A 24,993-nucleotide genomic window follows, 5' to 3' on the forward strand; every position below is an offset into this window, starting at 1 on the left:
ACTTTTCAACATTGAGGCATTGTTTTCTTTTGGGTATAGTAACATAGGTGCTTTTGGAGCCCAGCCGAATTCGCCTTCTGCGCCGGAAGGCGATTTTCCGTTGCGGCCGATTGGAAAGCGCCGACATCCCATCATCCAGATAGCGAGAGAGGACATTATGAGGAACCAATTCGCAAGACGCCTGATCGTCTCGCTCGTCTGCGCGGTACTGCTGGCGGGCTGCTGGCTCGCGTTCGCCGAACGGACGGAGGCAGCCGAGCCTGGCCCCGGGAAGACGATCGTCATGGGGACCTCCCCGGACTATCCCCCTTACGAAAGTGTCGATGCCGCGGGGGGCGGCGAGATCGTCGGGCTCGACATCGATATCGCGAAGCATATCGCGGACAAGCTGGGCTACAAGCTCCAGATCGCGGGCTCCGACTTCGACGGCTTGATCGCGGCGCTGCAGTCGCGGCGCGTCGACTTCGTCATGTCGGGCATGTCCGCCACCGAGGAGCGCCGAAAAAGCGTCGATTTCTCCGATATTTACTACAACGCGAGAAATACGATCGTTTCATTGGAAAAATTCAGCTACGCGTCGCTGGACGAGCTGAAGGGCAAGCGGATCGGCGTCCAGCTCGGCTCGACCCAGGAGTCCGTCGTGGCGGACATGAAGGACACCCAGATCACCAAGCTGAGCAAGATCCCCGATCTGATGCAGTCGCTGAAGGCCGACCGCATCGACGCGGCCATTGTCGAAGACGCCGTTGCCGCAGGCTACGTCGGAACGAATGCCGATCTTCACTTCGAGATGATCCCGGCGGAGGTCGGCGGCGAAGGGTACGCCATCGCGTTTCCGAAAGGCTCGCCGCTCACCGCCGAGTTCAACGGCGTCCTCCGCGACATGAAGTCGGACGGCACGCTCCAGGCGATCATCGACAAATGGTTCGGCACCGAGAAGGACGCCGAGCCGTCGGCCGCAACGAGCGGCCTCAACTTCAAGCGTCTCGAGCCGTACGCCGGCTACCTGCTGCGGGGCACGTACGTGACGCTGCTGTTCACCTTCGTGTCGGCGCTGTTCGGCTTCGTCTGGGGCGCCATCCTGTCGCTCTTCAAAATTTCGAACGTCGCGCCGCTGCGCTGGTTCTCGACCGTCTATACGTCGGTCTTCCGCGGAACGCCGCTGCTGCTCCAGCTGCTGCTCATCTACTACGCGGTGCCGCAGCTGTTCGGCTACACCATCCCGGCGCTCCTTGCGGCCGGCCTCGCCTTCGGCCTCAACTCGGCGGCTTACTTGTCCGAGACGATCCGGGGCGGCATTTTGGCCGTCGACAAAGGGCAGCGCGAAGCCGCACTGGCGCTTGGCATCCCCTACCGCACGATGATGGCGAGCATCATTTTGCCGCAGGCGATCAAGAACATTTTGCCCGCGCTCGTGAACGAATGCGTCGCGCTCCTCAAGGAGTCTTCGCTCGTCTCCGTCATCGCCGTCGCGGATCTGCTGTTCCGGGCTTCGGTCATTCGGGCGAACACGTTCCTCGCCTTCGAGCCGCTGATCGCGGCCGGCGCGATCTACTACGTGCTCGTCCTGATCCTGACGTCGCTCGCCAGACTGCTTGAAAGGAGGATGCGCCGCAGTGATTAACGTCGAAGCGCTCACGAAAACGTACGGCAAGCTCGAGGTGCTGAAGGGCATCTCGACAACGGTGGAGCAAGGGGAGGTCGTCGCGATCATCGGGCCGTCGGGCTCCGGCAAGTCCACCTTCCTTCGGTGCCTAAACCTGCTCGAGGTCCCGACCGGGGGCCGCATCGTCATCGACGGCGTCGAGCTCACCGATCCGAAGACCGACATCACCCGCATCCGTCAACGGATCGGCATGGTTTTCCAGCACTTTCATCTCTTCCCGCACATGACGGTCATGGACAATCTGACGTTTGCGCTGATGCGCGTCAAAGGGTTGTCCAAGGAGGAGGCGCGCGCCAAGGGCTACATGCTGCTCGAGCGCGTCGGCTTGAAGGACAAAGCGGACGTCTACCCGTCCAAGCTGTCCGGCGGCCAAAAACAGCGCGTCGCGATCGCCCGGAGCCTCGCGATGGATCCGGAGATCATGCTCTTCGACGAGCCGACCTCCGCGCTCGATCCCGAGATGGTCAAGGAGGTGCTCGCGGTCATCCGCGACCTCGCGTCTACGGGGATGACGATGCTCATCGTCACCCACGAGATGAAGTTCGCCCGCGAGGCGGCGGACACGATCTACTTCCTGGACGGCGGGCTGCTCGTCGAGAAGGCCGAGCCCGAACGCTTCTTCGCGCGGCCGCAGTCCGAGCGCGCGGCACGGTTCCTGGAGCAGGTGCTGTAACGGCCTGCGAAACGAAAACGGTCCGGTTCCCGAAAGGGGCCGGGCCGTTTTGGATTTTGGCGGCGAGGGCCGTTGAGCGGCCAGCGCGCTTGCGGCGCCTTCGGCGGGCTGTAACCCGACTTTTTCGGGTTACGGCTCGAGACGCCTACTGGTCCGCTTCACTCGTCGTCGTAGGCCGCAAGATAGTCGCGCTTGCTCAGCTCGGCTCTCTTGGCCCCGTGGCGCCCGCCGCGGGACGCCGCCTGCTTCTGCTGCCGCTTGCTGACGGACTGCTCCTTGCGCGCGATCCGCGCCAGCTCCCGCTCCGTCTTGCGATAGTTCGCGTAACGCGACGCGTCTAGCGTCCCCTCCGCCAAGGCGGCGCGAACGGCGCAGCCCAGCTCCGACTCGTGCCGGCAGTCGGTGAACCGGCAGGACGCGGCGAGCGCCTCGATGTCCGCGAACGTCTCCTGCCAGCCGCTCTGCGAGTCCCACAGCTGCAGTTCCCGCATGCCCGGTGTATCGAGCCAGACGGCGCCGCCCGGCAGGATGAACAGCTCGCGGTGCGTCGTCGTGTGGCGTCCCCTGGCATCGTCCTCTCGGATGCCTTGCACCTCCTGCAGCGCGTCGCCCGCCAGCCAATTGAGCAGCGTGGACTTGCCGACGCCGGACGACCCGGCCGCCGCCACCGTCATGCCCGGCTGCAAATAAGCCGCGAGCGCCTCTTTGCCCACATCCGTCACCGCGCTGACGGCGATGACGGGGACATCGGGCGCCGCCCGCTCCGCCTCGTCTACGTACGCCTGCGGGTCGTCGCACAGGTCCGCCTTCGTCAGCAGGACGACCGGGCGGATGCCCGCCTCCCGCGCGACGATGAGGTAGCGCTCGAGACGCCGGACGTTCCAGTCCTCGTTCAACGAGCTGGTGAGGAAGACGACGTCCAGATTCGCCCCGATGATCTGTTCGTCCAGGACGTTTCCCGCCACCTTTCGGCTCATCGCGCTCCGCCGGGGCAGCAGCGCATGAATGACCGCCTTTGCCTCTCCGTCAAGCAGCTCGGCGGCGACCCAGTCGCCTACGGCCGGAAAGTCGCCGCGCGACTCCGCTTCATACTCGAATTTCCCCGTCACCTCGGCGTGCCGCTCTCCCGTTTCCGTCACGACCTGATACAGATGGGAGAACTGCGCCGTCACCCGCGCCGGCACCAGCTTCCGCCCGCCGGGATGCACGACTCCTTCGAACGCTTCGGCCCACGACTCGTTCCAGCCCCAAGCCATCAATCTTTCGTTCATTTGCTTTTCGGCCGTTTGCCTTTCGCTCGTTTGCTTCTCGCCAGTTTGCTTTTCGTTCATTCGATAACCCCTTGTTTTCATTTTTTGGACATTCATGGAAACACAAAAAAACCGCAGGTTCCCCTGCGGCCATAGACACAAAAAAACCGCAGGAGACCTTTACGGTCTCCCACGGCACGCTAGATCTACGAACAACCGAAGTCGTCCGCTATCCGCGATCCGCCGAGACCGATGCATAAGTGACAGCCTTCCGAACGTCCATCGTCGTAACGTTGCTCATATTCATCAGCCTCCTTGTCGATAGTGTGTCCATTATAGAGCGACGATCCCACTGCTGTCAACATCTGGACGCCAAGCTCCCCGCCCAAGAAAAAAAAAGCCCAGCCGGCGTCATCTGCCGGCCAGGCCCGCCTTGCGGCTTACCATGAGCTTGTAGCCGACGCCGCGGATCGATTCGATCTGCACCGTCTGCTGGTTCAGCTCCAGCTTCTTGCGGAGCGAGCTGACGTGGACGTCCACGGTTCGCTGCCCGCCGATATAGTCGAAGCCCCAGACGACGTTCATCAGGTCGTCCCGGGTGATGACGATGCCCGGCCGCTCCGCGAGGTACAAGAGCACCTCGAACTCCTTCGGCCGCAGCGTAATCCATTGGCCGTTCAGAAGCACCTCGTATTTGTCCGGGAAGATCTGCAGGTCCCCGAGCGCGATCACCTTCTCGCCGCCGCTGGCCTCCGCTTCCTTGGTCTCCTCGTTGCGGGACCTGCGGAGTACGGCCGACGTGCGGGCGAGCAGCTCGGCAACGCCGAACGGCTTGGTGATGTAGTCGTCGGCGCCCAGCTTCAGCCCCTGGACGACTTCCTCCTCGGCATTGCGCGCCGTGAGGATGATGACGGGCGTCTTGACGCCGTTCTGCCGAAGCTTTTGCAGCACCTCGAAGCCGTTCATTCCCGGCAGCATCAAATCTAGAAAAATAATGGCGTAATCTTCGTGTATCGCGTTGTGCAGCCCTTCCGCGCCGTTGCCGACCACTTCCGTTTCGTATCCCTCTTGCGAAAGGTTGTACGTCACCAGACGCGCGATCGTCGGTTCATCTTCGATAATCAGCACCTTGTCCGACATGTGCTCCTCCAGTCCGGCAGGAAGTCCCGCCCGTATCGGGCTCTCTGCCCAATTTATCATGCCACTGTAAAACGCACGTCATCCTAATGTTAGCGCTGCGTTAAATGACCCGTTTTTTGATCAAGGCTGCAACAACGGGAGCTCGATGATGAAGCGCGTGCCGACGCCGACCGTGCTCTCGACCCGGATCGAGCCGTGGTGCAGCTCGACGAGGTGCTTGACGATCGAAAGCCCAAGACCCGTGCCGCCCGAGCTGCGGGATCGCGCTTTGTCTACCCGGTAAAACCGCTCGAAAATGCGGGGAATGTCCTTCTTCGGGATGCCGATGCCGGTATCCGAAACCGTGATCCGCACGCGATCCTCGCCCTCGGCTTCCGCTTCTCCCTCGACGTATTCCGCGACGATCTTCACCCGTCCGCCGTCCGGCGTGTAGTTGATGCCGTTCTGCAGCAGATTCAGCAGAATCTGTCCCAGGCGGTCCTCGTCGGCTTCGAGAAACAGCTCCTCCTCGACCTGCAGCTCCATCTCGATGCTTTTCTTGGCGGCTTCGGTCCGCATGAACTCCATCAGCCGCTCCAGGAAAATTTTGAGGTCGACCGGGGAAAACTGGAGCGGAGAACGCCGCGACTCGATCTTCGAAAGCTCGAGGATGTCGCCGATCAAGCGGTTGAGCCGCTCGCTCTCGTCGTGAATGATCGTAAGGAACGACTGGGCCGTCTCCGGATCGTTCACCGCGCCGGCTAGCAGCGTCTCCGCAAAGCCCTTCACGGCGGCGACCGGCGTCTTCAGCTCGTGCGAGACGTTGGCGACGAACTCGCTGCGCATCCGCTCCAACCGCCGGATGGCGGTGACGTCCTGCAGGACGAGCAGCAGCCCCGGCTCCGTATCCTCGCCCATCCGCATCGGGACGAGATTCAGTTCGAGCAGCCGCTCTTCGGGGTAATAAACCGTTAGCTCTTCGTGCAGTGGCTCGTGGGTCTCCAAAGCTTCGCGGATGATCTGCAGCAGCTCGTACTGCTGCTTGGCCTCCGTGTAGCTGCGGCCGACGCGTTCCTTCGCGCTGCTGCCGAGCAGCAGCTCGGCGCTCCGGTTGTACAGCTGGATCTTGCCGTCCTGGCCGATCATGACGACGCCGCTGATCATGTTGTCGAGCACGGACTGGAGCTGCGTCTCGTTCTGCCGGAGCTCGTCCATCTGTCCCTGGAGGCTGGCCGCCATCGCGTTCAAGGCACGGGCCAGCTCGCTCACTTCGTCCTTGCCGGCGGCCGGGATCCGAATGGCGTAGTCCATGTCGGCCATCCGCTTGGCCGCATCGGTCATGCGTTCGAGCGGCCGCGTCACGCCGAGCGCCACCCGGTAGCTGACGAGCGCGGCGATCGCGAAGACGATGGCGAGGCCGGCGATCAGCGCGAGCCACATGTTGCCGAGGCTGCGCTCGACTTCTTTCAGGCTCATCGCCAGCCGGATGACGCCTTCGGTCTGGCCTGCGCCATCCCGAACCGTCATCGCCACGTAAAGCATATTCTGCCCAAGCGTGTCGCTGTGCCGGATGCTGCTGCCGACCCCGGACGCGAGTGCCTGCTTCACTTCTTTGCGAGTCAAATGGTTGTCCATCGTCTCGGGCGCGTGGTCCGAGTCCCCGAGCACAATGCCGTCCGTGCGGATATAGGTTACGCGCATGTCGGCGATTTGCTTGAAATGGGCAGCCTGCTCCTGCAAATACGTCCGCTGCGCCGCCTCCGTCTCGCCAAGCGGCCAGGGAGCGGCCGCGATCAACACGCGCAGCTCCTTGACCATATGGTCGCGGAGCGCGTCTTGGTGATTGTCTTTGTAGGACTTGCCCGTGAAAATGCCGGCGGCCAGGACCGACAGTCCGATCAACAGCATGAACAGGGCGGTCAGCTTAAACCGAAGTTTTCTCATTTACGCACCTATATCTGTCCGTCCCCGCTCCGCCCGATCAGGCGAATACTGGGTCTTTGAATTGGGCGAGCTTGGCCTTCGAGTCCTTGTCTACGTCGGCGTGCAAGCTGTTGCCGTGCGCGTCCATCGTGACGATGGCCGCGAATCCTTCGACCTGCAGATGCCACATCGCCTCCGGAATGCCGAATTCCATGAAGTCCACGCCGTTCACGTTTTTGATGCATTCGGCGTAGTATTGCGCCGCTCCGCCGACCGCGTTCAGATAAACGGCGCCGTGCTCTTGGAGCGCGGCCAGCGTTTTCGGCCCCATCCCGCCTTTGCCGATCACGGCGCGGATGCCGAACTTTTTCATAATGTCGCCCTGGTACGGCTCCTCGCGGATGCTCGTCGTCGGACCGGCCGCCTTGACGTGCCAGCCCGCTTCGTCCTTCAGCATGACCGGTCCGCAATGGTAGATGACCCCGCCGTTCAAGTCGATCGGCGCGTCGTGGTCCATGAGATGCTTGTGCAGCGCATCGCGGCCGGTGTGCATTTCGCCGTTCAGGATAACGACGTCGCCCACCTTCAGCGAGCGAACCTGCTCTTCCGTCAGCGGCGCCGTCAGCACGACTTCGCGGCGCTCGCCGCCCGAGGCGGGCGCGGCTGCGGAATCGGCCTGCGTCCGCATCGGATGGTTCGAGCCGCTCTCGTAGATCCATTCCTTGATCTCGTGCGTACCGCCGTCCAGCAGCACGCCTTGACGGCGATATGCCCAGCAATTGTAGGCGACGGATACGAAGAAGCTCGCAGGCAGGCGGTTCATGACGCCGATCTTGCAGCCGAGCAGCGTCACGTTGCCGCCGAAGCCCATTGTGCCGATGCCGAGCTGGTTCGCCTTGTCCAACACGTATTCCTCGAGCCGGCCCAGCTCCGGGATCGGATTCTCGTCTTCGACGTGGCGGAACAGCTGCTGCTTCGCCAGCTCGTAGCCGGTCGTGCGGTCGCCGCCGATGCCGACGCCGATGAAGCCGGCGCTGCAGCCTTGGCCTTGCGCCTGATAGACCGCGTGCAGGATGCATTTGCGGATGCCGTCGAGATCGCGTCCGGCCTTGCCCAGCCCTTCGAGTTCGCACGGTAGGCTATACTGGATGTTTTTGTTCTCGCAGCCGCCGCCCTTCAGGATGAGGCGGGCGTCGATCTCGTCCCGCTCCCACTGTTCGAAATGGATGACGGGCGTGCCGGGGCCGAGGTTGTCGCCGGTGTTCGCGCCGGTCAGCGAGTCGACGGAGTTGGTCCGCAGCTTGCCGTCTTTGGTCGCGCGGGCGACGGCGTTTTGGATTTCCCGCTTCATGACGATCTGGTTGGCGCCGACGGGCGTATGCACGACGAACGTCGGCATCCCCGTGTCCTGGCAGATCGGAGAGACGTTGCATTCCGCCATTTCAATATTTTGGGCAATCGTGGACAAAGATAATCCGGCGCGGGTCGCGCTGTCCTCCGCTTCGCGGGCGGCGGCGATCGTGCGGCGCACGTCGGCCGGGAGATTGGTGGAAGTTTCGACGATCAGGCGGTAGATGCTCTCTTCAAACAGGGACATAGCGGGTAGGAAGCTCCTCTCTATTCGGGAAAAATTAATCCAACATTCATAGCTCTATCATACCATAGACGGCAAAGCGGCGGGAATGCATCCTACCGCTTCTCGCGGCGCGGCAAAGAAACCCGTTCGCGCCCGCGGAAGCGGGATCCCGCCTCCGATGATTCCGTCTCGAATCTAGCGGCGGCCCGTTGCGGACTTGCGCAATTCTCGGGATCGTGAGATATTGTCTGTTGAAAAAAGGACCGGAATTCCGCGGAAGAAAGGACGTGCGCAGGATGGCGCATCATTTTTTGGCTTATTTGTACCGTCTCCGCTACATCGAGCGCTGGAGTCTGATGCGCAACACGATGACGGAAAACGTCGCGGAGCACTCGTTCCATACCGCCCTTCTCGCGCATCTGCTCGGCACGATCGCCCGCGACGTCTTCGATCATCCCGTCGATCCGGACAAAGCGGCTTCCTACGCGCTGTTCCACGACGCGACCGAAGTGTTCACCGGCGACATCCCGACGCCCGTCAAGCACCACAACCCCGTCATCCTGGCGAACTTCCGGGAGATCGAGAAGCTCGCCGCCGACCGGCTGCTCGCGACGGTGCCGACGGAGCTGCAGGACGCCTACGGGCCGCTCCTGACTCGCCAGACGGCCGACCCCGAGCTGGCCAAGTACGTCAAGGCCGCCGACGTCCTGGACGCTTATCTCAAATGCGTCAGCGAGATGTCCGCCGGCAACCGCGAGTTCGCCACCGCGCGCAGGCAGTTCGAGGAGCGGCTCCGGGGACTGGGCATGCCCGAGGTCGACTGGTTCCTCGAGCGTCTCGCGCCCAGCTTCGAACGGACGATCGACGAACTGGCGGAGGAGTGACCGTCCGCGCCCAAACGGAAACAACCCGCCCTGCGGACGCATCGTCCGCGGGCGGGCTGTTCGCGTTCGGGGCCGCCGGAAAAGGAAAAAGCCTTGCCTTATACGCCCGAAGGTGCGTAAGGCAAGGCCGGAGCGAGCTCCGCGTCGATTATTGATACCACGGATTTTTCATCAGCCATAGGATGACCAGGAAGAGGATCAGGATGATGGCGCTCAGCGTCTGCACGCGGGAGACGTTGCCCGACGCGTCCTGTCCGCCCGCCGCGGCGGCGACGATCCGCTTCAGCGGCGCCTGCACGATACCGGACAGCGCGCCGATCGCGACGAACAGCACGACGATGACGATCATCCAAGGGACCGTATAGTCGTTCTGCGACATCAGGTAACCGCCCGTGAGAAGCTGCAGGATAAGCGCGTACTGGCCGATGCGTCCCGCGGACACGAGACCGCTAGCGAGCCCTTCTTGCGCCGGCGTGGACAGCTGCCTGAAGCGCTTCGCCAGAAACGGCAGAATCGCGTAAATCCCCATCCCCACGGCTCCAACGATATGTAGGAATATCATGACGTTATACACCAGTGAACCCCCCAGCCAAATTTTTCATCGGATTACGACAAGTATACACAAAATAAGCGCCCAAGTAAAAACGGCCCTATTCGAACAAGTGAACAAACAGGACGGGCGATTCGATTAACGAATCGCCATAACGTCCCGGTCCGGCGTCTTGCCATCGACGAACCGCGAGATTAAAACGCCCAGTTGCCCTTCACGAACACCGGCTCCTCTGCGCCGTCCTCCGTCGTGCCGAAGATGTCGAGCTCGCCCGAACCGACCATGAAGTCCGTGTGGACGATGCTCGTGTTGAGCCCGCGCGCGAGCAGCTCATCCTGGGTCATGTCGGGACCCCCGCTGATGCACGAGGAGTAAGCGCCCCCGACCGCCAGATGGCACGACGCATTCTCGTCGAAGATCGTCTTGAAGAACAGCAGGTTCGAATCGGAGATCGGCGACCGATGCGGCACCAACGCGACTTCGCCCAGGTAAGCCGCTCCCTCGTCCATCGCGACGAGGGCGGACAGCGTCTCCTCGTTCTGTGCGGCGGACACCTGCACGACGCGGCCTTGCTCGAAGGTCAGGGTGAAGCCGTCGATGATCTTGCCGGCATAGCTGAGCGGCTTCGTACTCGTCACGGTGCCGTTGACGCCGCCGCGATGCGGAGCCGTGTACACTTCCTCCGTTGGCAGGTTCGGCACGAACCAGACGCCCTGTGCGTTTTGCTTGCGCCCGCCGAGCCAAATATGGTCCTTCGGCAGCGCGATCGTCAGATTCGTGCCCGGTCCGACGTAGCGCAGCTGCCGGTACTGCTTCGCGTTCAGCGAGTCGGCGCGGCGCTTCAGCTGGCCGAGGTGCTCCTCCCACGCGGCGATCGGATCTTCCCGGTCCGCGCGCACCATCTTGAAGATCGCGTCCCAGAGCAGGCCGATCCGGTCTTCGGGCGGCGCGTCCGGGAACACTTTGTCCGCCCAGCCCTGCGACGGCGCCGTCGACAGGCTCCAGCTGAACTTGAACGCCCGCGACAGCTCGCGGTACGTCTTAAGCGCCTTGCTGGCGGTCTTCTGGTTGTTGGCGATGCGGGTGCCCGAGACGCCCTTCAGCAGATCGGGATCCTCGGACATGATCGTAATGGACGCGGCGCCGGCTTGCGCCAGCTCGAGCTTTTCGCCCGCGGCCCACTTGGGCTCCTCGAGGAACGCGTCCCCGTGTGCCATGTCGTAGCGCAGCCGGGTGACCGTCTCGTCCGACCAGACGACCTTGACCTGGTACGCGCCCGCCTCGTAAGCCTTGCGCACGACGAGACGGACGAGCGCCGCGGAGTCGACCGCGGCGTTGACGACAACCGTCTGACCCGGCTGCACGTTCGCCCCGATCCGGACGATCAGCTCCGCGTACCGCTCCAGTTTGACTTGAAAACCGCTCATGGGACCTGCCCCTCTTTCTCGTCGTCGTTCTCGTTTTGTTCCGTTCCGCATTCCCCGTGCAGGGATACCTATCCGAGTTGGATGAGCTCCTTCGGATAGCGGGTCATTACCCGGGCCGTTCCGTCTTCGTTCAAGTAAATGTCGTCTTCGATGCGAACCCCGCCGATGACGGGATCATAAATGCCCGGTTCGACCGTGAATACGAGTCCCGGCTCCATGATCATCTCGTTTTGGCCGGACATCGACGGCCGCTCATGCACGTCCATGCCGAAGCCGTGGCCGACCCGGTGGGTGAACAGCGGCCCGTAGCCCGCGTCCTCGATCACCCGGCGCGCCGCCCGGTCGACGGCTCCTGCGGGCTCGCCAGCGCGGGCGGCGGCGCTGCGCTTCGGACGGCTCGCCCATCACGAACGTGCGGGTGATGTCGGAGCAGTAGCCGTCCATCTGAACGCCGATGTCGATCAGCACGAAGTCGCCGCGGCGGATCGGATAAGGTCCCGGCGTGCCGTGCGGCAGCGCCGTCCGCGGCCCGGTCAGCACGATCGATTCAAACGCCGGACGATCGGCCCCAAGCTTGCGCATTTGATATTCGATCTCCGCCGCCAGCTCAAGCTCTGTCATGCCCATCTTCGCGAAATCCGCCGCGTGCGCAACGACGGCCTCGATCAGGTCGACGGCACGTTGGATTTTCGCGGCTTCTTCCTCGGATTTGCGCAGCCGCATGCCGAGCAGCGACTCCTCCAGATCGGCGAACCGCGCGCCCGGGAAGACGGCCTCGAAGCGCTCGGCCTGCGCGAGGCTGACCGTCCCCTTCTCCACGCCGATGACGCGCGCGCCCTCGGGCAGCCGGGATTTCAGAATCGCGTACGGATCTTCGGTATCGGCGACGGGCACGATGCCTGCAGCGCCTTCGCTTTCCCGCGCGGCCGTCTCGTCCAGCAGCGGCACGTACAGCGATTCGGTCTCCGCGCGCGCGTCCAGGACAAGCGCCAGGAAGCGCTCGTGCGGATTGCAGGCGAAGCCCGTCAAGTAATTCACGTTCGTCGGCGACGTCACAAGCGCGACATCGACGCCTTGTTCTTTCAATGCGGCCAGCAATCTGCTTTTTCGGGTGTTCCATACGGATGCCATGAGAGCATCTCCTTTCCTTGTCGCGTTGTTCGTCTCCGCCAAACGTTAAACAACTCCAAGGTCTGTCGACCCTGGAGTTGTTCGGCGTCTTCTAAGCGGAGTTTATGCGTTCTCGACGATCCGGATGACGCCGCGGACGGATTCGGCGGATTTCTCCAGCGACGCCTTCTCCTCGGCCGTCAGGTCGAGCTCGATGATCTTCTCGATGCCGTCGCCGCCCAGCACGGCCAGGACGCCCATGAACAGGTTGTCGTAGCCGTATTCGCCCTCGAGCAGCGCGATGACCGGCAGGATGCGCTTCTTGTCCTTCAGGATCGCCTCGGTCATCTGCACGAGCGAGGCGGCAGGCGCGTAGTAGGCGCTGCCGTTGCCCAGCAGATTGACGATCTCGCCGCCGCCGACGCGCGTGCGCGCAACGATGGCATCGATCTGATCCTTCGGGAGCAGCTTCTCGACCGGAATGCCCCCGATCGTCGTGTACCGCACGAGCGGGACCATGTCGTCGCCGTGTCCGCCCAGCACGACGCCGCGCACGTCTTCGACGGAAACGTTCAGCGCCTCCGCGAGGAACGTGTTGTAGCGCGCCGTATCGAGGACGCCCGATTGGCCGATGACGCGGTTTTTCGGGAAGCCCAACGCCTTGTTGGCTACGTAGGTCATGGCGTCGACCGGGTTGGACAGGATGATGACGTAAGCGTTCGGGCTGGTGGCCTTCACGTTCTCGCAGACGGACTTCACGATGCCCGCGTTCGTGTTCACGAGGTCGTCGCGGCTCATGCCCGGCTTGCGGGCGATGCCGGCCGTGATGATGACGACGTCGGAGCCCGCGGAATCCTGATCGTTCGCCGTGCCGACGATTCTGGCGTCGATGCCTTGGACCGGCGTGGACTCCAGCATGTCGAGCGCTTTGCCCTTGGTCGGATTCTCGAGCTGAGGAATATCGAGCAGGACGATGTCGCCGAGCTCTTTTTGAGCCAGCATCAGCGCCGTGGTCGCGCCGGTAAAGCCGGCGCCCACGACGGTGATTTTCGCGCGTTTGATGGCCATTCGGATAGCCTCCTTCATTCAGCTACAGGATGCGATTCGCCCTACGGGCGTCGCATCCTGCGGTGTAGCTCTATCCTAGCCGGCTTCTCCCCGCGATAAACGCACTTACATGTTTTTGATGATTTCGTTCGCGAACTCGGAGCATTTCACTTCGGTTGCGCCTTCCATCAGACGGGCGAAGTCGTACGTGACGATCTTGCTGTTGATGGACTTTTCGAGGCCCTTGTAAACCAGGTCGGCCGCTTCCAGCCAGCCCAGGTGCTCGAAGAGCATGACGCCGGACAGGATGACGGAGCCCGGGTTGACGACGTCTTTGTCCGCGTACTTCGGCGCCGTGCCGTGAGTCGCTTCGAAGATGGCGTGGCCGGTCAGGTAGTTGATGTTCGCGCCCGGCGCGATGCCGATGCCGCCGACTTGCGCGGCGAGGGCGTCGGACAGATAGTCGCCGTTCAGGTTCAGCGTCGCGATGACGTCGAAGTCCGTCGGACGGGTCAGCACTTGCTGCAGGGCGATGTCGGCGATGGCGTCCTTCACGAGGAGCTTGCCTTCGGCGAGCGCTGCTTTCTGAGCCGCGTTAGCCGCCTCTTCGCCTTTCTCCGCCTTGATGGCGTCGTATTGGCCCCACGTGAAGGTCTTGTCGGCGAACTCGGTTTCAGCCACTTCGTAGCCCCAGTTCTTGAACGCGCCTTCCGTGAATTTCATGATGTTGCCTTTGTGGACGAGCGTAACGGATTTGCGCTTGTGCTTGATCGCGTATTCGATCGCCGCGCGTGCGAGGCGCTTGGAGCCTTCGGACGACACCGGCTTGATGCCGATACCGGACGTTTCCGGGAAGCGGATCTTCTTGACGCCCATTTCCTTTTGCAGGAATTCGATGACTTTCTTCGCGTCGGCGGTTTCAGCTTGGTACTCGATGCCGGCGTAGATGTCCTCGGTGTTCTCGCGGAAGATAACCATGTCGACGAGCTCCGGACGCTTCACCGGGGAAGGCACGCCGTTGAAGTAGCGGACCGGGCGCAAGCAGGTATACAGGTCAAGCTCTTGACGGAGTGCCACGTTCAGGGAGCGAATGCCGCCGCCGATCGGCGTCGTCAGCGGACCCTTGATGGCGATGATGTATTCGCGGATAGCCGTCAGCGTGTCGGCCGGGAGCCACTCGCCGTAAGTATTGAACGCCTTTTCGCCGGCGAACACTTCGTACCAGGCGATTTTCTTTTCGCCGTTATAAGCTTTCTCGACGGCTGCGTCCAGCACGCGCTGGGAAGCGCGCCAAATGTCGCGGCCCGTGCCGTCGCCTTCGATGAACGGAATGATCGGGTTGTTAGGAACGTTCAGGACGCCTTCGTTGACGGTGATCGGTTGGCCGGAAGTCGGCAGAGCGAATTTCTCCAATTTCATATCGGGTATAGCCTCCTATAGGGTTTGTCTGTTGTCGGATTTCAATCGCGCCAAACCGGCGCACCGCCCCTCCTCACGTACGGCAAAGGGAGCGGCCCGCCGGATCGGCCGGATTCGCGCGTCAGCGCGAGGCGATCGGCACGTAATGTTGGTTGACCGGACCGACGTATTCCGCGCGCGGGCGGATCAGGCGGTTGTCTTCGTACTGCTCGAGGATGTGCGCCGTCCAGCCGGATACGCGGCTGATCGCGAAGATCGGCGTGAACAGGTCGCGCGGAATGCCGAGCATCGTGTAGCAGGAAGCGGAGTAGAAGTCGACGTTCGGCTTCAGTCCCTTCTGGCCGGTGACGAGGTCCTCGATCTTGACGGACATTTCGTACAGGCGCATGTCGCCTTTCAGCTCGCCGAGCTGGCGGGACATTTGCTGCAGGTGCTTGGCGCGCGGGTCGCCGTTCTTGTAGACGCGATGGCCGAAACCCATAATTTTCTCTTTGTTGCCCAGCTTGTTCTGGATGTACGGTTCGACGTTCTCGACCGTTCCGATCTCGTCCAGCATGACCATGACGGCTTCGTTCGCGCCGCCGTGCAGCGGCCCCTTCAGCGCGCCTATGGCGGACGTGACGCCGGAGTAAATGTCGGACAGCGTCGCAACCGTGACGCGGGCCGCGAAGGTAGACGCGTTCAGCTCATGGTCCGCATGCAGGACAAGAGCCTTGTCCAACGCTTGAACGGCCACTTCGGCCGGTTCTTCGCCGGTCAGCATATACAGGAAGTTGTGCGCGATGCCGACGCCCTTCTTCGGGGCGACCGGCTCCTGGCCCTGGCGGATGCGCGCGAACGCGGCGACCACCGCCGGGAGCTGGGCTTGCAGCTTGACCGCTTTGCGGATGTTCGCTTCGCGGCTCATATCGCCCGCTTCCGCGTCGTAGAGCGCGAGGCTCGACACCGCCGTGCGCAGCGCGGCCATCGAATTCGTGTCCTTCGGATAAAGGCGAATGCCGGAAATCACATCGGCCGCGACGGCCGAATATTCATCTAGCTGCGCTTGCAGCGCGTCCAGCTCGGACGTATTGGGGAGCTTACCGTGCCACAGCAAATAAGCGACCTCTTCGAAGCTCGCCTTTTCAGCCAATTCATCGATGTCGTACCCGCGGTACGTCAGCACGCCGTCGATGATGGAGCTGATCGACGAGGCCGCGGCGACGATGCCTTCCAGGCCTTTGGTAGCTGTCATGGTTTTCTCTCCTTTGTAAGCAAAATGTCGAGTCCGGGCGCGGCAAAAACCGCCGGCCGGGCTGTTCGATGGAGGCTCCGGGCGAGCGGGAGGGAATCCCGGCTAGCTACAACGTGGAAACTCGTGGTTCTTACGGTTTTTCGGACCTATTTTTCATGATAAACGATTTGCTCGGCGAATGGAACCGAAGGCGGCATAAAATGTCTTTATCGACATCATAAAGGTTCTTTTGCCGAAGCGCCGCGGATGGTAATATAGGTAGAATACGGCGCGGCAAGCGCCGCCCACGATACGGCTATGCAGGAAGGGGCAATCGCGTGCAATCTTCATCGCAAGTGACCGGCGTCATCGATATCGGGTCCAACACCGTTCGGCTCGCGGTGTTTCAGCTTCAGGACAACGGCGCCTTCCGCGTTATCGACCAGGGTCGCTGGCCGGCCAGGCTGAGCCAAAAGCTCGGAGCCGACGGCCGCCTGCCGGTCGAAACCGTCGCCGAGCTCGGCGAGGTGCTGCGCCACTTTCGACGCATCTGCCGAATGCACGGCGCCGATCGGGTCCGCGCGGTGGCGACCGCCGCGATCCGCCAAGCCGCCAATCGCCATCAAGTGCTGCAGACGCTCTACGAAGAGACCGGCCTCGAGATCGAGCTGCTGTCCGGCGAAGACGAAGCCCGCCTCGGCAGCGCCGCCGTGATGCGGACGATGGACCTGCAGGACGCTTTTGTCGTCGATATCGGCGGGGGAAGCACCGAGATCACGCTGCTCCGCGGACGCGAAATCGTCGCCGCCGTCTCCTATCCGATCGGCTGCGTCAATACCGCCTCCCGCTTCGGCTTGAGCGGCGGTCCGCTGTCTCCGTCCGCCCTTGAAGCGATGATGTCCGACATCCGGGACAAGCTCCTGCGAAGCGAGTGGCTGTCGCGGCATCCCGGCCTTCCGCTCGTCGGCCTCGGCGGCACCGTCCGCGCCCTGGCGAAGCTGCGCCAACGAACGGACGAGTATCCGTACGCCCATCTGCACGGATACGAGCTGTCGACGCGCGTAGTCGACGCTTCGCTCGAGCTGCTCTCCGCCATGCCGCTGGACAAACGCCGCAAATTCCCCGGCTTGTCCAAGGATCGGGCCGACGTCATCGTTCCCGGCCTCGCCATCCTGTCCTCGGTGGCCCGCGCGAGCAAGTCGTCCCGTCTCGTCGTCTGCGGGGCCGGCTTGCGCGACGGCTTGTTTTACGAGACTTGCCTGCCGCTTCCGGAGACCCCGGGCGCACACCAAGTGCTGGAAGAAAGCATACGCAATTTGACCGCATTATATCCGGGGGCGACCGAAGGCCATCTGAATCAGATCCGTCGGCTGGCGCTCGCGCTCTTCGATCGGCTGGCGCCCGGCGCGGGCATTCCCGCCTCCGTCCGCCGGCTGCTGGACGCGGCGGCCCGGCTGTGCCGCATCGGGGCGGTCATCGACTTTAACGACAGCGCGGACCATACGTTCTACATGCTCATGCATGCCCATTGGAACGGCTTGTCCCACCGGGAAAAGCTGTTGACGGCCGCGATCGCTTCCTACCGGGGGCCGATTCCGCTCCGGCGCAAGCTGACGCCCTATCGCTCCCTGCTTCGGGAGGGGGACCTCGAGACGGTCGTGCGGCTCGGCTCGCTGCTGCAGCTCGCGGCGGCGCTGGACCGAAGCGAGGCCCAGGCCATCGACGCCCTCGACGTCTCCGTCGCCAAGGGCAACCGGCTTCGCCTGGAGGCGTCCGCGAACCATCCGCTCCCGATGGAACGCATGGAGGTCGATGCCCTCGCCAAGCTCTTCAAAAAAAGCTGGGGGCTGACGCCCTCGCTGAAGGTCCGCTGACGGCCTTTGGCGGCATTGGTTCGTTAGGCGGATTTGGCGAGATCGGCAGATTTGGCGAGTTCGGCGGATTTGGCTAGTTTGGTGACATTGGCGAGTTTGGCGGCCCCAGCGCGCACGGCGGTACGAGTCGGGGCTCGCGGGTACTCGATTTTTCGAACACAATGATCCGAATCCAGCGTCTGCGCCAAGAATGTATTCGATTTTTCGCATACATTCGCCGAATCCAGCGTCTGCGCCGAAAATGTATTCGATTTTTCGCATACATTCGCCGAATCCAGCGTCTGCGCCAAGAATGTATTCGATTTTTCGCATACATTCGCCGAATCCAGCGTCTGCGCCGAAAATGTATTCGATTTTTCGCATACATTCGCCGAATCCGGCATCGCGGAAACCGCCGCCCCGGCCGGTCACAATGGCCCCTGCGAATTGCATTCCGATCAAAAAAAATAAGGTGGCCTCATGACCGCCTTATTTGCTAATAGATCATTCTTCTCTTTACGTCGACATCCGGGCCGTATTTGCGCTTCATCTGCTTCATCTGTTCGCCCACGATGACGTAGATTTCCTTTAGCTTCGCGGTTTTCGGCCGGATGGTCTCCTTGACCTCTCCGCCGACGATCACGTCGAATACGATCATGCTTAACCTCCCAGTCTTTGATTGCGTTACTCACTCTCTCATCGTATGCGGGGAATGTTAGAGGCAGATTAGCGGAATGGGTCGATTTTGTGAATTTTGACAAAAAAGTAAGCGGCGCCCGAAAACTCGGGTGCCGCTTACTTCTTTCCGGGACGCCTCCGCACGCGCCGGCGTGTAGCCGCAGAGGCGCAGCCGCCGCCTACTCCTCCAACGCCGCGGCCGCCGTCTTCCAGAGCGGAATATCCCCCGCGTAAAGCTGGCTTCGCAGCGGGGGCTCCGCATTGGTCACGCGCAGATAGCTGCCGTTCGACTGAAGCTCGCGTGCCTTGACGTTGTCTTGCAAGTTCATTTCCAACAGATTCAGCAGCGTCTGCCGCAGCCCCCGGTCGTAAACCGGACACAGCAGCTCGACCCGCCGGCTCAGGTTGCGCGTCATCCAGTCCGCGCTGGAGATGTAGACCTCGTCCTCCTCGCCGCCGGAGACGGCCAACATGCGCGCATGCTCCAAAAAGCGGTCGACGATGCTGACGATTCGCACGTTTTCGCTGAGGCCCGGTACGCCGGGACGCAGGCAGCAGACCCCGCGCACGATGAGCTCGATCCGAACGCCGGCTTGGGACGCTTCGTACAGCTTGTCGATCATCGACTGGTTGGACAGCGAGTTCATCTTGGCCAGAATTCGCGCCGGCTTGCCGGCTTTGGCCAAGCCGATCTGCCGGTCGATCAGATCGAATAGCTTGGGCTTCAGTCCCGTCGGCGCGACGGCGAAGGCGCGCCAATCGTGCGGCGTCGAATAGCCGGTCATCTCGTTGAAGAGCGCCGAAGCGTCCGCCCCGATATCCGGATGGCAGGTAAACAAGCCGGCGTCGGTATACAGCTTCGCGGTGTTTTCGTTGTAGTTGCCGGTACCCACGTGCACGTAGCGGCGCAGGGCGCCCGCTTCGCGCCGGACGACAAGCGTGATCTTGGCGTGCGTCTTAAGCCCGACGAGTCCGTACACGACGTGGCAGCCCGCCTTCTCGAGCTGTCTTGCCCACGCGATGTTCCGCTCCTCGTCGAACCGCGCCTTGATCTCGACCACGACCGTCACCTGCTTGCCGGACTCGGCCGCCTTGGCCAGCGCCTGCACGAGCACCGAGTTCACGCTGACCCGGTACAGCGTCATCTTAATCGCCAGCACCTCGGGATCTTCCGCCGCTTCGCAAATAAAGTCGTTCACCGCCTCGAACGATTCGTACGGATGGTAGACGAGCACGTCGCGCTCCCGGAGCACCGACAGCATGTCGTCCGCCTCCTCGAATTCGGCCGGGTAGGCCGGTTCGATCGCCGGGTACCGGAGATGGTCCATGCCCGGCAGCGACCCGGCGAACCGGGAGAGGAAGGTCAGATCGAGCGGGCCGTCGATCTCCGTGACGTCCTCCTCGTCGAGCTCCAGCTCGTCGAGCAGCAGCTCGCGGGCGTGCGGATGCATGCCCTTCTCGATTTCCATCCGGACGGGAAAGCCCCGGCGGCGCCGGCGCAGCTCCTTCTCGATCTCCTGAAGCAGGTCCTCGGCGGCCTCCTCGTTCAGCGCGAGGTCCGAATTGCGCGTCACTCGGAATGCGTGCACCGCTTCGGTCGCGTAGCCGCTGAACAGCTGGCCGATCCGCTCCTTGATGAGGTCTTCCAGCCGAATGTACGCCTGTTTCCGGCTGTTCCTCCGCCCCGGCACGGCGACCGTCCGCGACAGGATGGAGGGCACCTGCACGATGGCACAGTAGGGCTTCGCCTCCGCCTGACGGTCGGCCGACGCGTCCGGACGAAGCACGACGGCCAAATACAACTCCTTGCTGTGCAGCAGCGGGAAGGGGCGGCTCACGTCGACGGCCATCGGCGTCAGCACCGGATAGACGATCTCCTGGAAATAGTCGATCAGCGCCTCCTGCTGTTCCGCGTTCAGGTCTTCCCACGCCGACAGCACGACGCCTTCCTTGGACAGCGAGCGCATCAGCTCGCGGTACGTCTTGTATTGTTGGCGGACGAGCCGATCGACCCGCTTAGCGAGCCGCCTCAGCAGCCCTTGCGGCGTATAGCCCGTGAAGTCCGCCTTGTTGAATCCGGCCTTGAGCTGATCCTGCAGGCCGGCGACGCGCACGCTCATGAATTCGTCCAGATTGCTGGAGACGATCGACAGGAACTGGAACCGATCCAGCAGCGGCGTTCGCGGATCCTCCGCTTCCTCCAATACTCTCCGGTTGAACTCCGTCCAGCTCAGATCCCGGTTAATGTATTTTTTGGACGCCGACATCCTTATGTCCCCCTCGTATAGCTTCGATAGTAGAAAAGCTTGTTCCCTTCATTATGTTTGGGCGATGTAAACGCAGCGTTAATTCTACATTAACGCAATGTAAAAGGCGCAAAACGCGTCGGGTGCCGCTGTCGACGGAATGAGCGGGAAGACCGTCGCGCGGCGGATCGACGGCAGGTTATAATGGAGTCCGCTTGTCGGCGGCGGAGATGGGGAGCGGCAAAAGGGGGAAGCGGCGTGGATCGAAAGATCTTGGGTCAATGGGGGCGTCTCGTGCTAGTAGCGGCCGGGCTCGCGGGCGGCTGCTGGCTGGTCGGACGGGCGCTGCCTTACGTCTATCCATTCCTGCTTGGCTGGCTGCTCGCTTACGCGCTGAACCCCGTAGTGGACTTCCTGCAACAGCAGGTCCGCACCCCCCGCTGGCTGGCCGTCGTCCTGACGCTGATCGTCTTCGCGGCGTCCATGCTGACCGTCGTTTCGGCCCTCGTCGTGCGGCTGATCAACGAGATCATGACGCTGTCCGGCTCGCTCCAGGATCTCGTCGCCTGGGTCGAGACGACGCTGAACCGCCTGCTCGCGCGCCCCGAATGGCAGAACCTGACGGAACGTCTCAACTCCTTTTACCGGCAAAATCCGAGCTATCAGGCGCCGATCGAAAGCCGCATCTCCGAGACCGGCCAAGCGCTCGCCCAAGCCGGCACCGATCTGCTCAAGGGTATCCTGAACGGCATCGTGACCGTGCTCGCCTCCCTCCCGGAAATAGCGACGCTCGCGGGCGTCATTCTGATCGCCTCCTTCTTTATCAGCAAGGACTGGCGAACTTACAGCAGCCGCATCGACGGCTGGTTCCCCCTCTCCCTGCGAAAACGCACGAGCGCCGTCCTGCGCGACCTGCGCCATGCGCTATTCGGCTACGCGCGCGCCCAATTTCTCCTTATCTCCATCACCGCGGTGGCGGTCACTCTAGGATTATTAATCATCGGCGTGGAAAATGCGGTCACGATCGGGCTGATCATCGGGCTGGTCGACCTGCTGCCCTATTTGGGCGTCGGCGCGGCGATGATTCCGTGGATCGCGTACCAGTATCTTGTCGGCGACTGGCGGCTCGGCACGGCGCTTGCGGTTCTGTACGGGGTTGTGCTCGTTGCCCGGCAGATCATCGAGCCCAAGGTGCTCTCCTCCAGCATCGGGCTCGATCCGCTCCCAACGCTGATCTTCCTGTTCGTCGGGCTCAAAATGTTCGGCATCGCGGGCCTCGTCTTCGGTCCGCTCGTCCTCGTCGTGCTGACGGCCTGCCATCGCGCGGGCGTGTTCCGCGACCTCGGCCGCTATATCGCGAACGGCGCGAAGTAAAGCGTGAATCCCGCTTAGCGGCGGGGTCCGCCGTAGATGCGGAAGGAGCCGGAGCGAACCTTGTTCGCGAGCCAGCCGTACATCGCGAGCCTGTACATCGGCCGCGTCGCCGGCAGAAGCATCGTAATCCCGACAATGTCGGAGAGGAAGCCGGGCACGACGAGCAGCAGTCCCCCGACGAGCACGCAGATGCCGTCGAGCAGCGAGTGGCCCGGCATTTGGCCTTGAGCCAGCTGGCGCTGCGCCTCGGCCCACACCTTGCGTCCCTCGGCGCGGGCGAACCAGCCGCCGAGCAGCGCCCCGGCCAGGAGCAGGACGAACGTCGGCCAGCCTCCGATCCACCGGCTCATCATATATATCCCCCAGACTTCGATCAACGCCCCAATCACGATCAAAATGCCGAATTTGCGCAGCATCGGCCGTCCCTCCTTTGTTCCTGGGTTATACGGTCCAGCCGCCGCCCGGTTTCACCCGCGGCCGCCCGGCGCCTCCACGAGCGCCCGCATCGCCGCCCAGACGTCCGGCGCCTCCCGGTCGAGGCGGGCGGGCTTCCAAGCGGCGTTCAGCCACACATGCTTCGTCCCGCCTTGGACGAGCGTCTCACCCGGCGGCTCCTCCGCCGCGCGCGCCTTCAGCCCGACATCCGACCGATCGCCCCGCACGATCCGCGACTCGAAGCGTACGCGAATCGGCGTCATCTCGGCTACGCGGGTGCACACGGTCACCCAATCGTCGTATTGCGCCGGCTGCTCGAACGACGCCTCCAGATGGATAACCGGAAGCAGCAGCCCCCTCGCTTCGATCTCCTTATAAGTATATCCTGCCTGCCGCACCCATTCGGTCCGTCCGATCTCGAACCAGTTCACATAATTCGCGTGGTAGACGACGCCCATCCGGTCCGTCTCCTGATAGCGTACCCTCAGCGGATGCAGGTGCCATACGCTGCCCATATCTTTCTTCCTCCCTTTTACCCGCGTCCGCAATCGGCTCATCCCTTGCGCCGTTTCGCCCTTTCCGCCAGTCCGGCAATCCGACCTTATCGCGGGTGGTCGCGGCGTACAAAAAAAGGCCCGGAATCCCGGACCCTGGCGCCGGGAAGCGGCCGCGACTTGGCGCTTCCGTCTCCCGGGACGTTCATGCGATTTACAGGACTTTGGCCTGACCGGAGTAGATGACGCCGTGCTCGGCGTACAGCGTCACTTCCATGTCGTCCTTCAGCAGCTCCAGCGCGCCGGCGACGCCGACGATAACCGGAATGCCCAGGTTCAAGCCGACGACCGCGGCGTGGCAGGTGATGCCGCCGCATTCGGTGATGACGGCTCCCGCTTTTTCGAAGGCGGGCATGTACTCCTTGTCCGTCGAAGGCGCAACCAGAATGGCGCCCTGCGTCGTTTTGCGGATCGCTTCCTCGGCGGTGCGCGCGATCACGACGCGGCCGGTCGCGCTCTGCGAGCCGATGCCTTGGCCTTTGGCGATGAGTTCGCCGATGTTGTGGATCTTGATCAGATTCGTCGTGCCCGAGCGGCCGACCGGCACGCCGGCCGTGATGATGACCGTATCGCCCAGGCGAACCAGGCCGGAGCTCATGGCGCCCTTCACGGCGATGTCGACCATCTCGTCCGTCGTCTCGGCGGATTTGCCCTGCACCGGGATGACGCCCCAGACGAGCTGCAGGCGGCGCAGCACTTGCTCTTGCGGCGTCACGGCGATGATCGGCGACTTCGGCCGGTACTTGGATACCATGCGCGCCGTATAGCCGCTCTCCGTCGAGGTGACGATCGCCTTGGCTTCGAGGTCGAGCGCGGAGTTGGCGACCGCCTGGCTGATCGCCTCGGTCACGGTCGTCTGCTGGGCTTGCGCCTGCTTGGTGAAAATTTCGCGGTAGCGCAGCGCGGACTCGGCGCGCTCCGCGATGCGGGACATCGTCTGCACGGATTCGGTCGGGTATTTGCCCGCCGCCGTTTCGCCGGACAGCATGATCGCGTCGGTGCCGTCGAAGATCGCGTTCGCGACGTCGGACGCTTCGGCACGCGTCGGACGCGGGTTGCGCTGCATCGAATCGAGCATCTGCGTCGCGGTGATGACCGGCTTGCCCGCGCGGTTGCACTTCTCGATCATGCTCTTTTGCACGAGCGGCACTTCCTCGGCCGGAATCTCGACACCAAGGTCGCCGCGCGCGACCATGAGGCCGTCGGACACTTCGAGGATCTCGTCGAGGTTGTCCACGCCCTGCTGGTTCTCGATCTTGGAGATGATCTGGATATGGCGGGCTTCATGACGCTCGAGCAGCTCGCGGATTTCGAGCACGTCGCTCGCGCGGCGCACGAACGACGCGGCGATGAAGTCGACGCCCTGCTCGATGCCGAAGCGGATGTCGTTCGCGTCCTTCTCGGTGATGCCGGGCATCGAAATGGCGACGCCGGGGACGTTGACGCCCTTCTTGCTCTTGATCGGACCGCTGTTGACGATCTGGCACTTGATCTCGGTGCCGTCGATGCCGACAACCGTCAGGCCGATGAGGCCGTCGTCGATGAGGACCGTGGAACCGACTTGGACGTCGCCCGGCAGATCCTTGTAGGTGACCGGAACGCGGTCCTTGTCGCCGAGCATCTCTTCGGTCGTCAGCGTGACGTATTCGCCTTGGACGAGCTCGATCGGCTCTTCCTTCAGCTTGCCGAGACGGATTTCCGGCCCTTTGGTGTCGAGCAGGATAGCGACCGTCTTGCCCAGCTCTGCGGAGGCCGCGCGGATGTTCTTGATGCGGTTGCCGTGCTCGACGTAGTCGCCGTGGGAAAAGTTCAGACGGGCGACGTTCATGCCGGCGGCGATCAGCTTCTTGGTGTTTTCCAGCGATTCGCTGGACGGGCCGATGGTACAGACGATTTTCGTTTTGCGCATGGGTTCTATATTCCTCCGTGAATGTCGCGTGAGGTTCGGCCCGCGGCCGAACCCGTTTGTCTAGCTATTCTCATCCGCGGCGGCCCG

General features: G+C 62.8%; 20 protein-coding genes and 1 pseudogene. 5 read left to right on the forward strand and 16 right to left on the reverse strand.

Features of this window, described 5'->3' with window-relative positions:
- Window positions 1-157: 157 nt before the first annotated feature.
- Window positions 158-1,624, forward strand: a complete 1,467-nt coding sequence (locus LKX83_RS22690) for an ABC transporter substrate-binding protein/permease (protein WP_227885114.1) — start codon at window positions 158-160, stop codon at window positions 1,622-1,624.
- Window positions 1,617-2,339: an amino acid ABC transporter ATP-binding protein gene (locus LKX83_RS22695; protein ID WP_227885115.1), complete on the forward strand. Its 723-nt coding sequence runs from the start codon at window positions 1,617-1,619 to the stop codon at window positions 2,337-2,339. Before LKX83_RS22690 ends, LKX83_RS22695 begins: the two co-directional genes overlap by 8 nt.
- A gap of 158 nt (window positions 2,340-2,497) precedes the next feature.
- Here the strand turns inward: LKX83_RS22695 and rsgA are convergent, their stop codons facing one another.
- The 4 genes from rsgA to LKX83_RS22715 form a co-directional block, all read right to left on the reverse strand.
- Entirely contained in the window at window positions 2,498-3,610 is a 1,113-nt protein-coding gene (gene rsgA / locus LKX83_RS22700) for a ribosome small subunit-dependent GTPase A (RefSeq protein WP_370639114.1), read from the reverse strand.
- A gap of 390 nt (window positions 3,611-4,000) precedes the next feature.
- A complete protein-coding gene (locus LKX83_RS22705; RefSeq protein WP_227885117.1) occupies window positions 4,001-4,729 on the reverse strand; it encodes a response regulator transcription factor in 729 nt (242 codons plus the stop codon).
- Window positions 4,730-4,849: 120 nt separating this feature from the next.
- Window positions 4,850-6,652: a two-component system histidine kinase PnpS gene (gene pnpS / locus LKX83_RS22710; protein ID WP_227885118.1), complete on the reverse strand. Its 1,803-nt coding sequence runs from the start codon at window positions 6,650-6,652 to the stop codon at window positions 4,850-4,852.
- A gap of 37 nt (window positions 6,653-6,689) precedes the next feature.
- A complete protein-coding gene (locus tag LKX83_RS22715) occupies window positions 6,690-8,228 on the reverse strand; it encodes a fumarate hydratase (RefSeq protein WP_227885119.1) in 1,539 nt (512 codons plus the stop codon).
- Between the two features lie 275 nt (window positions 8,229-8,503).
- On the opposite strand from LKX83_RS22715, the gene yfbR reads away from it, so the two are divergent.
- Entirely contained in the window at window positions 8,504-9,091 is a 588-nt protein-coding gene (yfbR, locus tag LKX83_RS22720; protein WP_227885120.1) for a 5'-deoxynucleotidase, read from the forward strand.
- A 148-nt stretch (window positions 9,092-9,239) separates the two neighbouring features.
- Here the strand turns inward: yfbR and LKX83_RS22725 are convergent, their stop codons facing one another.
- The 6 genes and pseudogenes from LKX83_RS22725 to citZ form a co-directional block, all read right to left on the reverse strand.
- Window positions 9,240-9,653 carry a hypothetical protein gene (locus LKX83_RS22725; protein WP_373238442.1) on the reverse strand — a complete coding sequence of 138 codons (414 nt, stop codon included), beginning with the start codon at window positions 9,651-9,653 and terminating at the stop codon, window positions 9,240-9,242.
- A gap of 182 nt (window positions 9,654-9,835) precedes the next feature.
- On the reverse strand, window positions 9,836-11,068 hold the full coding sequence (locus LKX83_RS22730) for an aminopeptidase (RefSeq protein ID WP_227885122.1): 1,233 nt from the start codon (window positions 11,066-11,068) through the stop codon (window positions 9,836-9,838).
- Between the two features lie 68 nt (window positions 11,069-11,136).
- Window positions 11,137-12,199 (reverse strand): annotated as a pseudogene (locus tag LKX83_RS22740) (M24 family metallopeptidase).
- A 102-nt stretch (window positions 12,200-12,301) separates the two neighbouring features.
- A complete protein-coding gene (gene mdh / locus LKX83_RS22745; RefSeq protein ID WP_227885125.1) occupies window positions 12,302-13,246 on the reverse strand; it encodes a malate dehydrogenase in 945 nt (314 codons plus the stop codon).
- A gap of 105 nt (window positions 13,247-13,351) precedes the next feature.
- Window positions 13,352-14,644, reverse strand: a complete 1,293-nt coding sequence (gene icd, locus LKX83_RS22750; RefSeq protein WP_227885126.1) for an NADP-dependent isocitrate dehydrogenase — start codon at window positions 14,642-14,644, stop codon at window positions 13,352-13,354.
- A 121-nt stretch (window positions 14,645-14,765) separates the two neighbouring features.
- A complete protein-coding gene (citZ, locus tag LKX83_RS22755; RefSeq protein WP_227885127.1) occupies window positions 14,766-15,878 on the reverse strand; it encodes a citrate synthase in 1,113 nt (370 codons plus the stop codon).
- Between the two features lie 317 nt (window positions 15,879-16,195).
- Between citZ and LKX83_RS22760 the strand changes: the two genes are divergently transcribed.
- Window positions 16,196-17,731, forward strand: a complete 1,536-nt coding sequence (locus tag LKX83_RS22760; protein WP_227885128.1) for a Ppx/GppA phosphatase family protein — start codon at window positions 16,196-16,198, stop codon at window positions 17,729-17,731.
- Window positions 17,732-17,754: 23 nt separating this feature from the next.
- Here LKX83_RS22760 and LKX83_RS22765 read toward each other — a convergent pair whose 3' ends face one another.
- The 3 genes from LKX83_RS22765 to ppk1 all read right to left on the reverse strand — a co-directional run bounded on the left by LKX83_RS22765 (window position 17,755) and on the right by ppk1 (window position 20,655).
- Entirely contained in the window at window positions 17,755-18,114 is a 360-nt protein-coding gene (locus LKX83_RS22765) for a hypothetical protein (RefSeq protein ID WP_227885129.1), read from the reverse strand.
- A 92-nt stretch (window positions 18,115-18,206) separates the two neighbouring features.
- Window positions 18,207-18,368, reverse strand: coding sequence for a mechanosensitive ion channel protein MscL (locus LKX83_RS22770; RefSeq protein ID WP_227885130.1), 162 nt, complete (start codon window positions 18,366-18,368; stop codon window positions 18,207-18,209).
- Window positions 18,369-18,567: 199 nt separating this feature from the next.
- On the reverse strand, window positions 18,568-20,655 hold the full coding sequence (gene ppk1 / locus LKX83_RS22775; protein ID WP_227885131.1) for a polyphosphate kinase 1: 2,088 nt from the start codon (window positions 20,653-20,655) through the stop codon (window positions 18,568-18,570).
- A 237-nt stretch (window positions 20,656-20,892) separates the two neighbouring features.
- On the opposite strand from ppk1, the gene ytvI reads away from it, so the two are divergent.
- Window positions 20,893-22,008, forward strand: a complete 1,116-nt coding sequence (ytvI, locus tag LKX83_RS22780) for a sporulation integral membrane protein YtvI (RefSeq protein ID WP_227885132.1) — start codon at window positions 20,893-20,895, stop codon at window positions 22,006-22,008.
- A 14-nt stretch (window positions 22,009-22,022) separates the two neighbouring features.
- On the opposite strand, the gene LKX83_RS22785 is transcribed toward ytvI, so the two are convergent.
- From LKX83_RS22785 to pyk, 3 genes are all read right to left on the reverse strand, one after another.
- Window positions 22,023-22,424, reverse strand: a complete 402-nt coding sequence (locus LKX83_RS22785; protein ID WP_227885133.1) for an FxsA family protein — start codon at window positions 22,422-22,424, stop codon at window positions 22,023-22,025.
- Window positions 22,425-22,475: 51 nt separating this feature from the next.
- Window positions 22,476-22,958: an acyl-CoA thioesterase gene (locus LKX83_RS22790; RefSeq protein ID WP_227885134.1), complete on the reverse strand. Its 483-nt coding sequence runs from the start codon at window positions 22,956-22,958 to the stop codon at window positions 22,476-22,478.
- A 193-nt stretch (window positions 22,959-23,151) separates the two neighbouring features.
- Window positions 23,152-24,906 (reverse strand): pyruvate kinase, encoded by a 1,755-nt coding sequence (pyk, locus tag LKX83_RS22795; protein WP_227885135.1) that lies wholly within the window; start codon window positions 24,904-24,906, stop codon window positions 23,152-23,154.
- Window positions 24,907-24,993 lie beyond the last annotated feature (87 nt).

The organism is Cohnella baijiui (assembly GCF_020731285.1).
Taxonomy (GTDB): domain Bacteria; phylum Bacillota; class Bacilli; order Paenibacillales; family Paenibacillaceae; genus Cohnella.

Coding starts and splice junctions, on each gene's coding strand:
- LKX83_RS22690 (WP_227885114.1), top strand. CDS start 158: ATGAGGAACCAATTCGCAAGACGCCTGATCGTCTCGCTCGTCTGCGCG.
- rsgA (WP_370639114.1), bottom strand. CDS start 3,610: ATGAACGAAAGATTGATGGCTTGGGGCTGGAACGAGTCGTGGGCCGAA.
- LKX83_RS22705 (WP_227885117.1), bottom strand. CDS start 4,729: ATGTCGGACAAGGTGCTGATTATCGAAGATGAACCGACGATCGCGCGT.
- pnpS (WP_227885118.1), bottom strand. CDS start 6,652: ATGAGAAAACTTCGGTTTAAGCTGACCGCCCTGTTCATGCTGTTGATC.
- LKX83_RS22715 (WP_227885119.1), bottom strand. CDS start 8,228: ATGTCCCTGTTTGAAGAGAGCATCTACCGCCTGATCGTCGAAACTTCC.
- yfbR (WP_227885120.1), top strand. CDS start 8,504: ATGGCGCATCATTTTTTGGCTTATTTGTACCGTCTCCGCTACATCGAG.
- LKX83_RS22725 (WP_373238442.1), bottom strand. CDS start 9,653: ATGATATTCCTACATATCGTTGGAGCCGTGGGGATGGGGATTTACGCG.
- LKX83_RS22730 (WP_227885122.1), bottom strand. CDS start 11,068: ATGAGCGGTTTTCAAGTCAAACTGGAGCGGTACGCGGAGCTGATCGTC.
- mdh (WP_227885125.1), bottom strand. CDS start 13,246: ATGGCCATCAAACGCGCGAAAATCACCGTCGTGGGCGCCGGCTTTACC.
- icd (WP_227885126.1), bottom strand. CDS start 14,644: ATGAAATTGGAGAAATTCGCTCTGCCGACTTCCGGCCAACCGATCACC.
- citZ (WP_227885127.1), bottom strand. CDS start 15,878: ATGACAGCTACCAAAGGCCTGGAAGGCATCGTCGCCGCGGCCTCGTCG.
- LKX83_RS22765 (WP_227885129.1), bottom strand. CDS start 18,114: ATGCCGGATTCGGCGAATGTATGCGAAAAATCGAATACATTTTCGGCG.
- LKX83_RS22770 (WP_227885130.1), bottom strand. CDS start 18,368: ATGATCGTATTCGACGTGATCGTCGGCGGAGAGGTCAAGGAGACCATC.
- ppk1 (WP_227885131.1), bottom strand. CDS start 20,655: ATGTCGGCGTCCAAAAAATACATTAACCGGGATCTGAGCTGGACGGAG.
- LKX83_RS22785 (WP_227885133.1), bottom strand. CDS start 22,424: ATGCTGCGCAAATTCGGCATTTTGATCGTGATTGGGGCGTTGATCGAA.
- LKX83_RS22790 (WP_227885134.1), bottom strand. CDS start 22,958: ATGGGCAGCGTATGGCACCTGCATCCGCTGAGGGTACGCTATCAGGAG.
- pyk (WP_227885135.1), bottom strand. CDS start 24,906: ATGCGCAAAACGAAAATCGTCTGTACCATCGGCCCGTCCAGCGAATCG.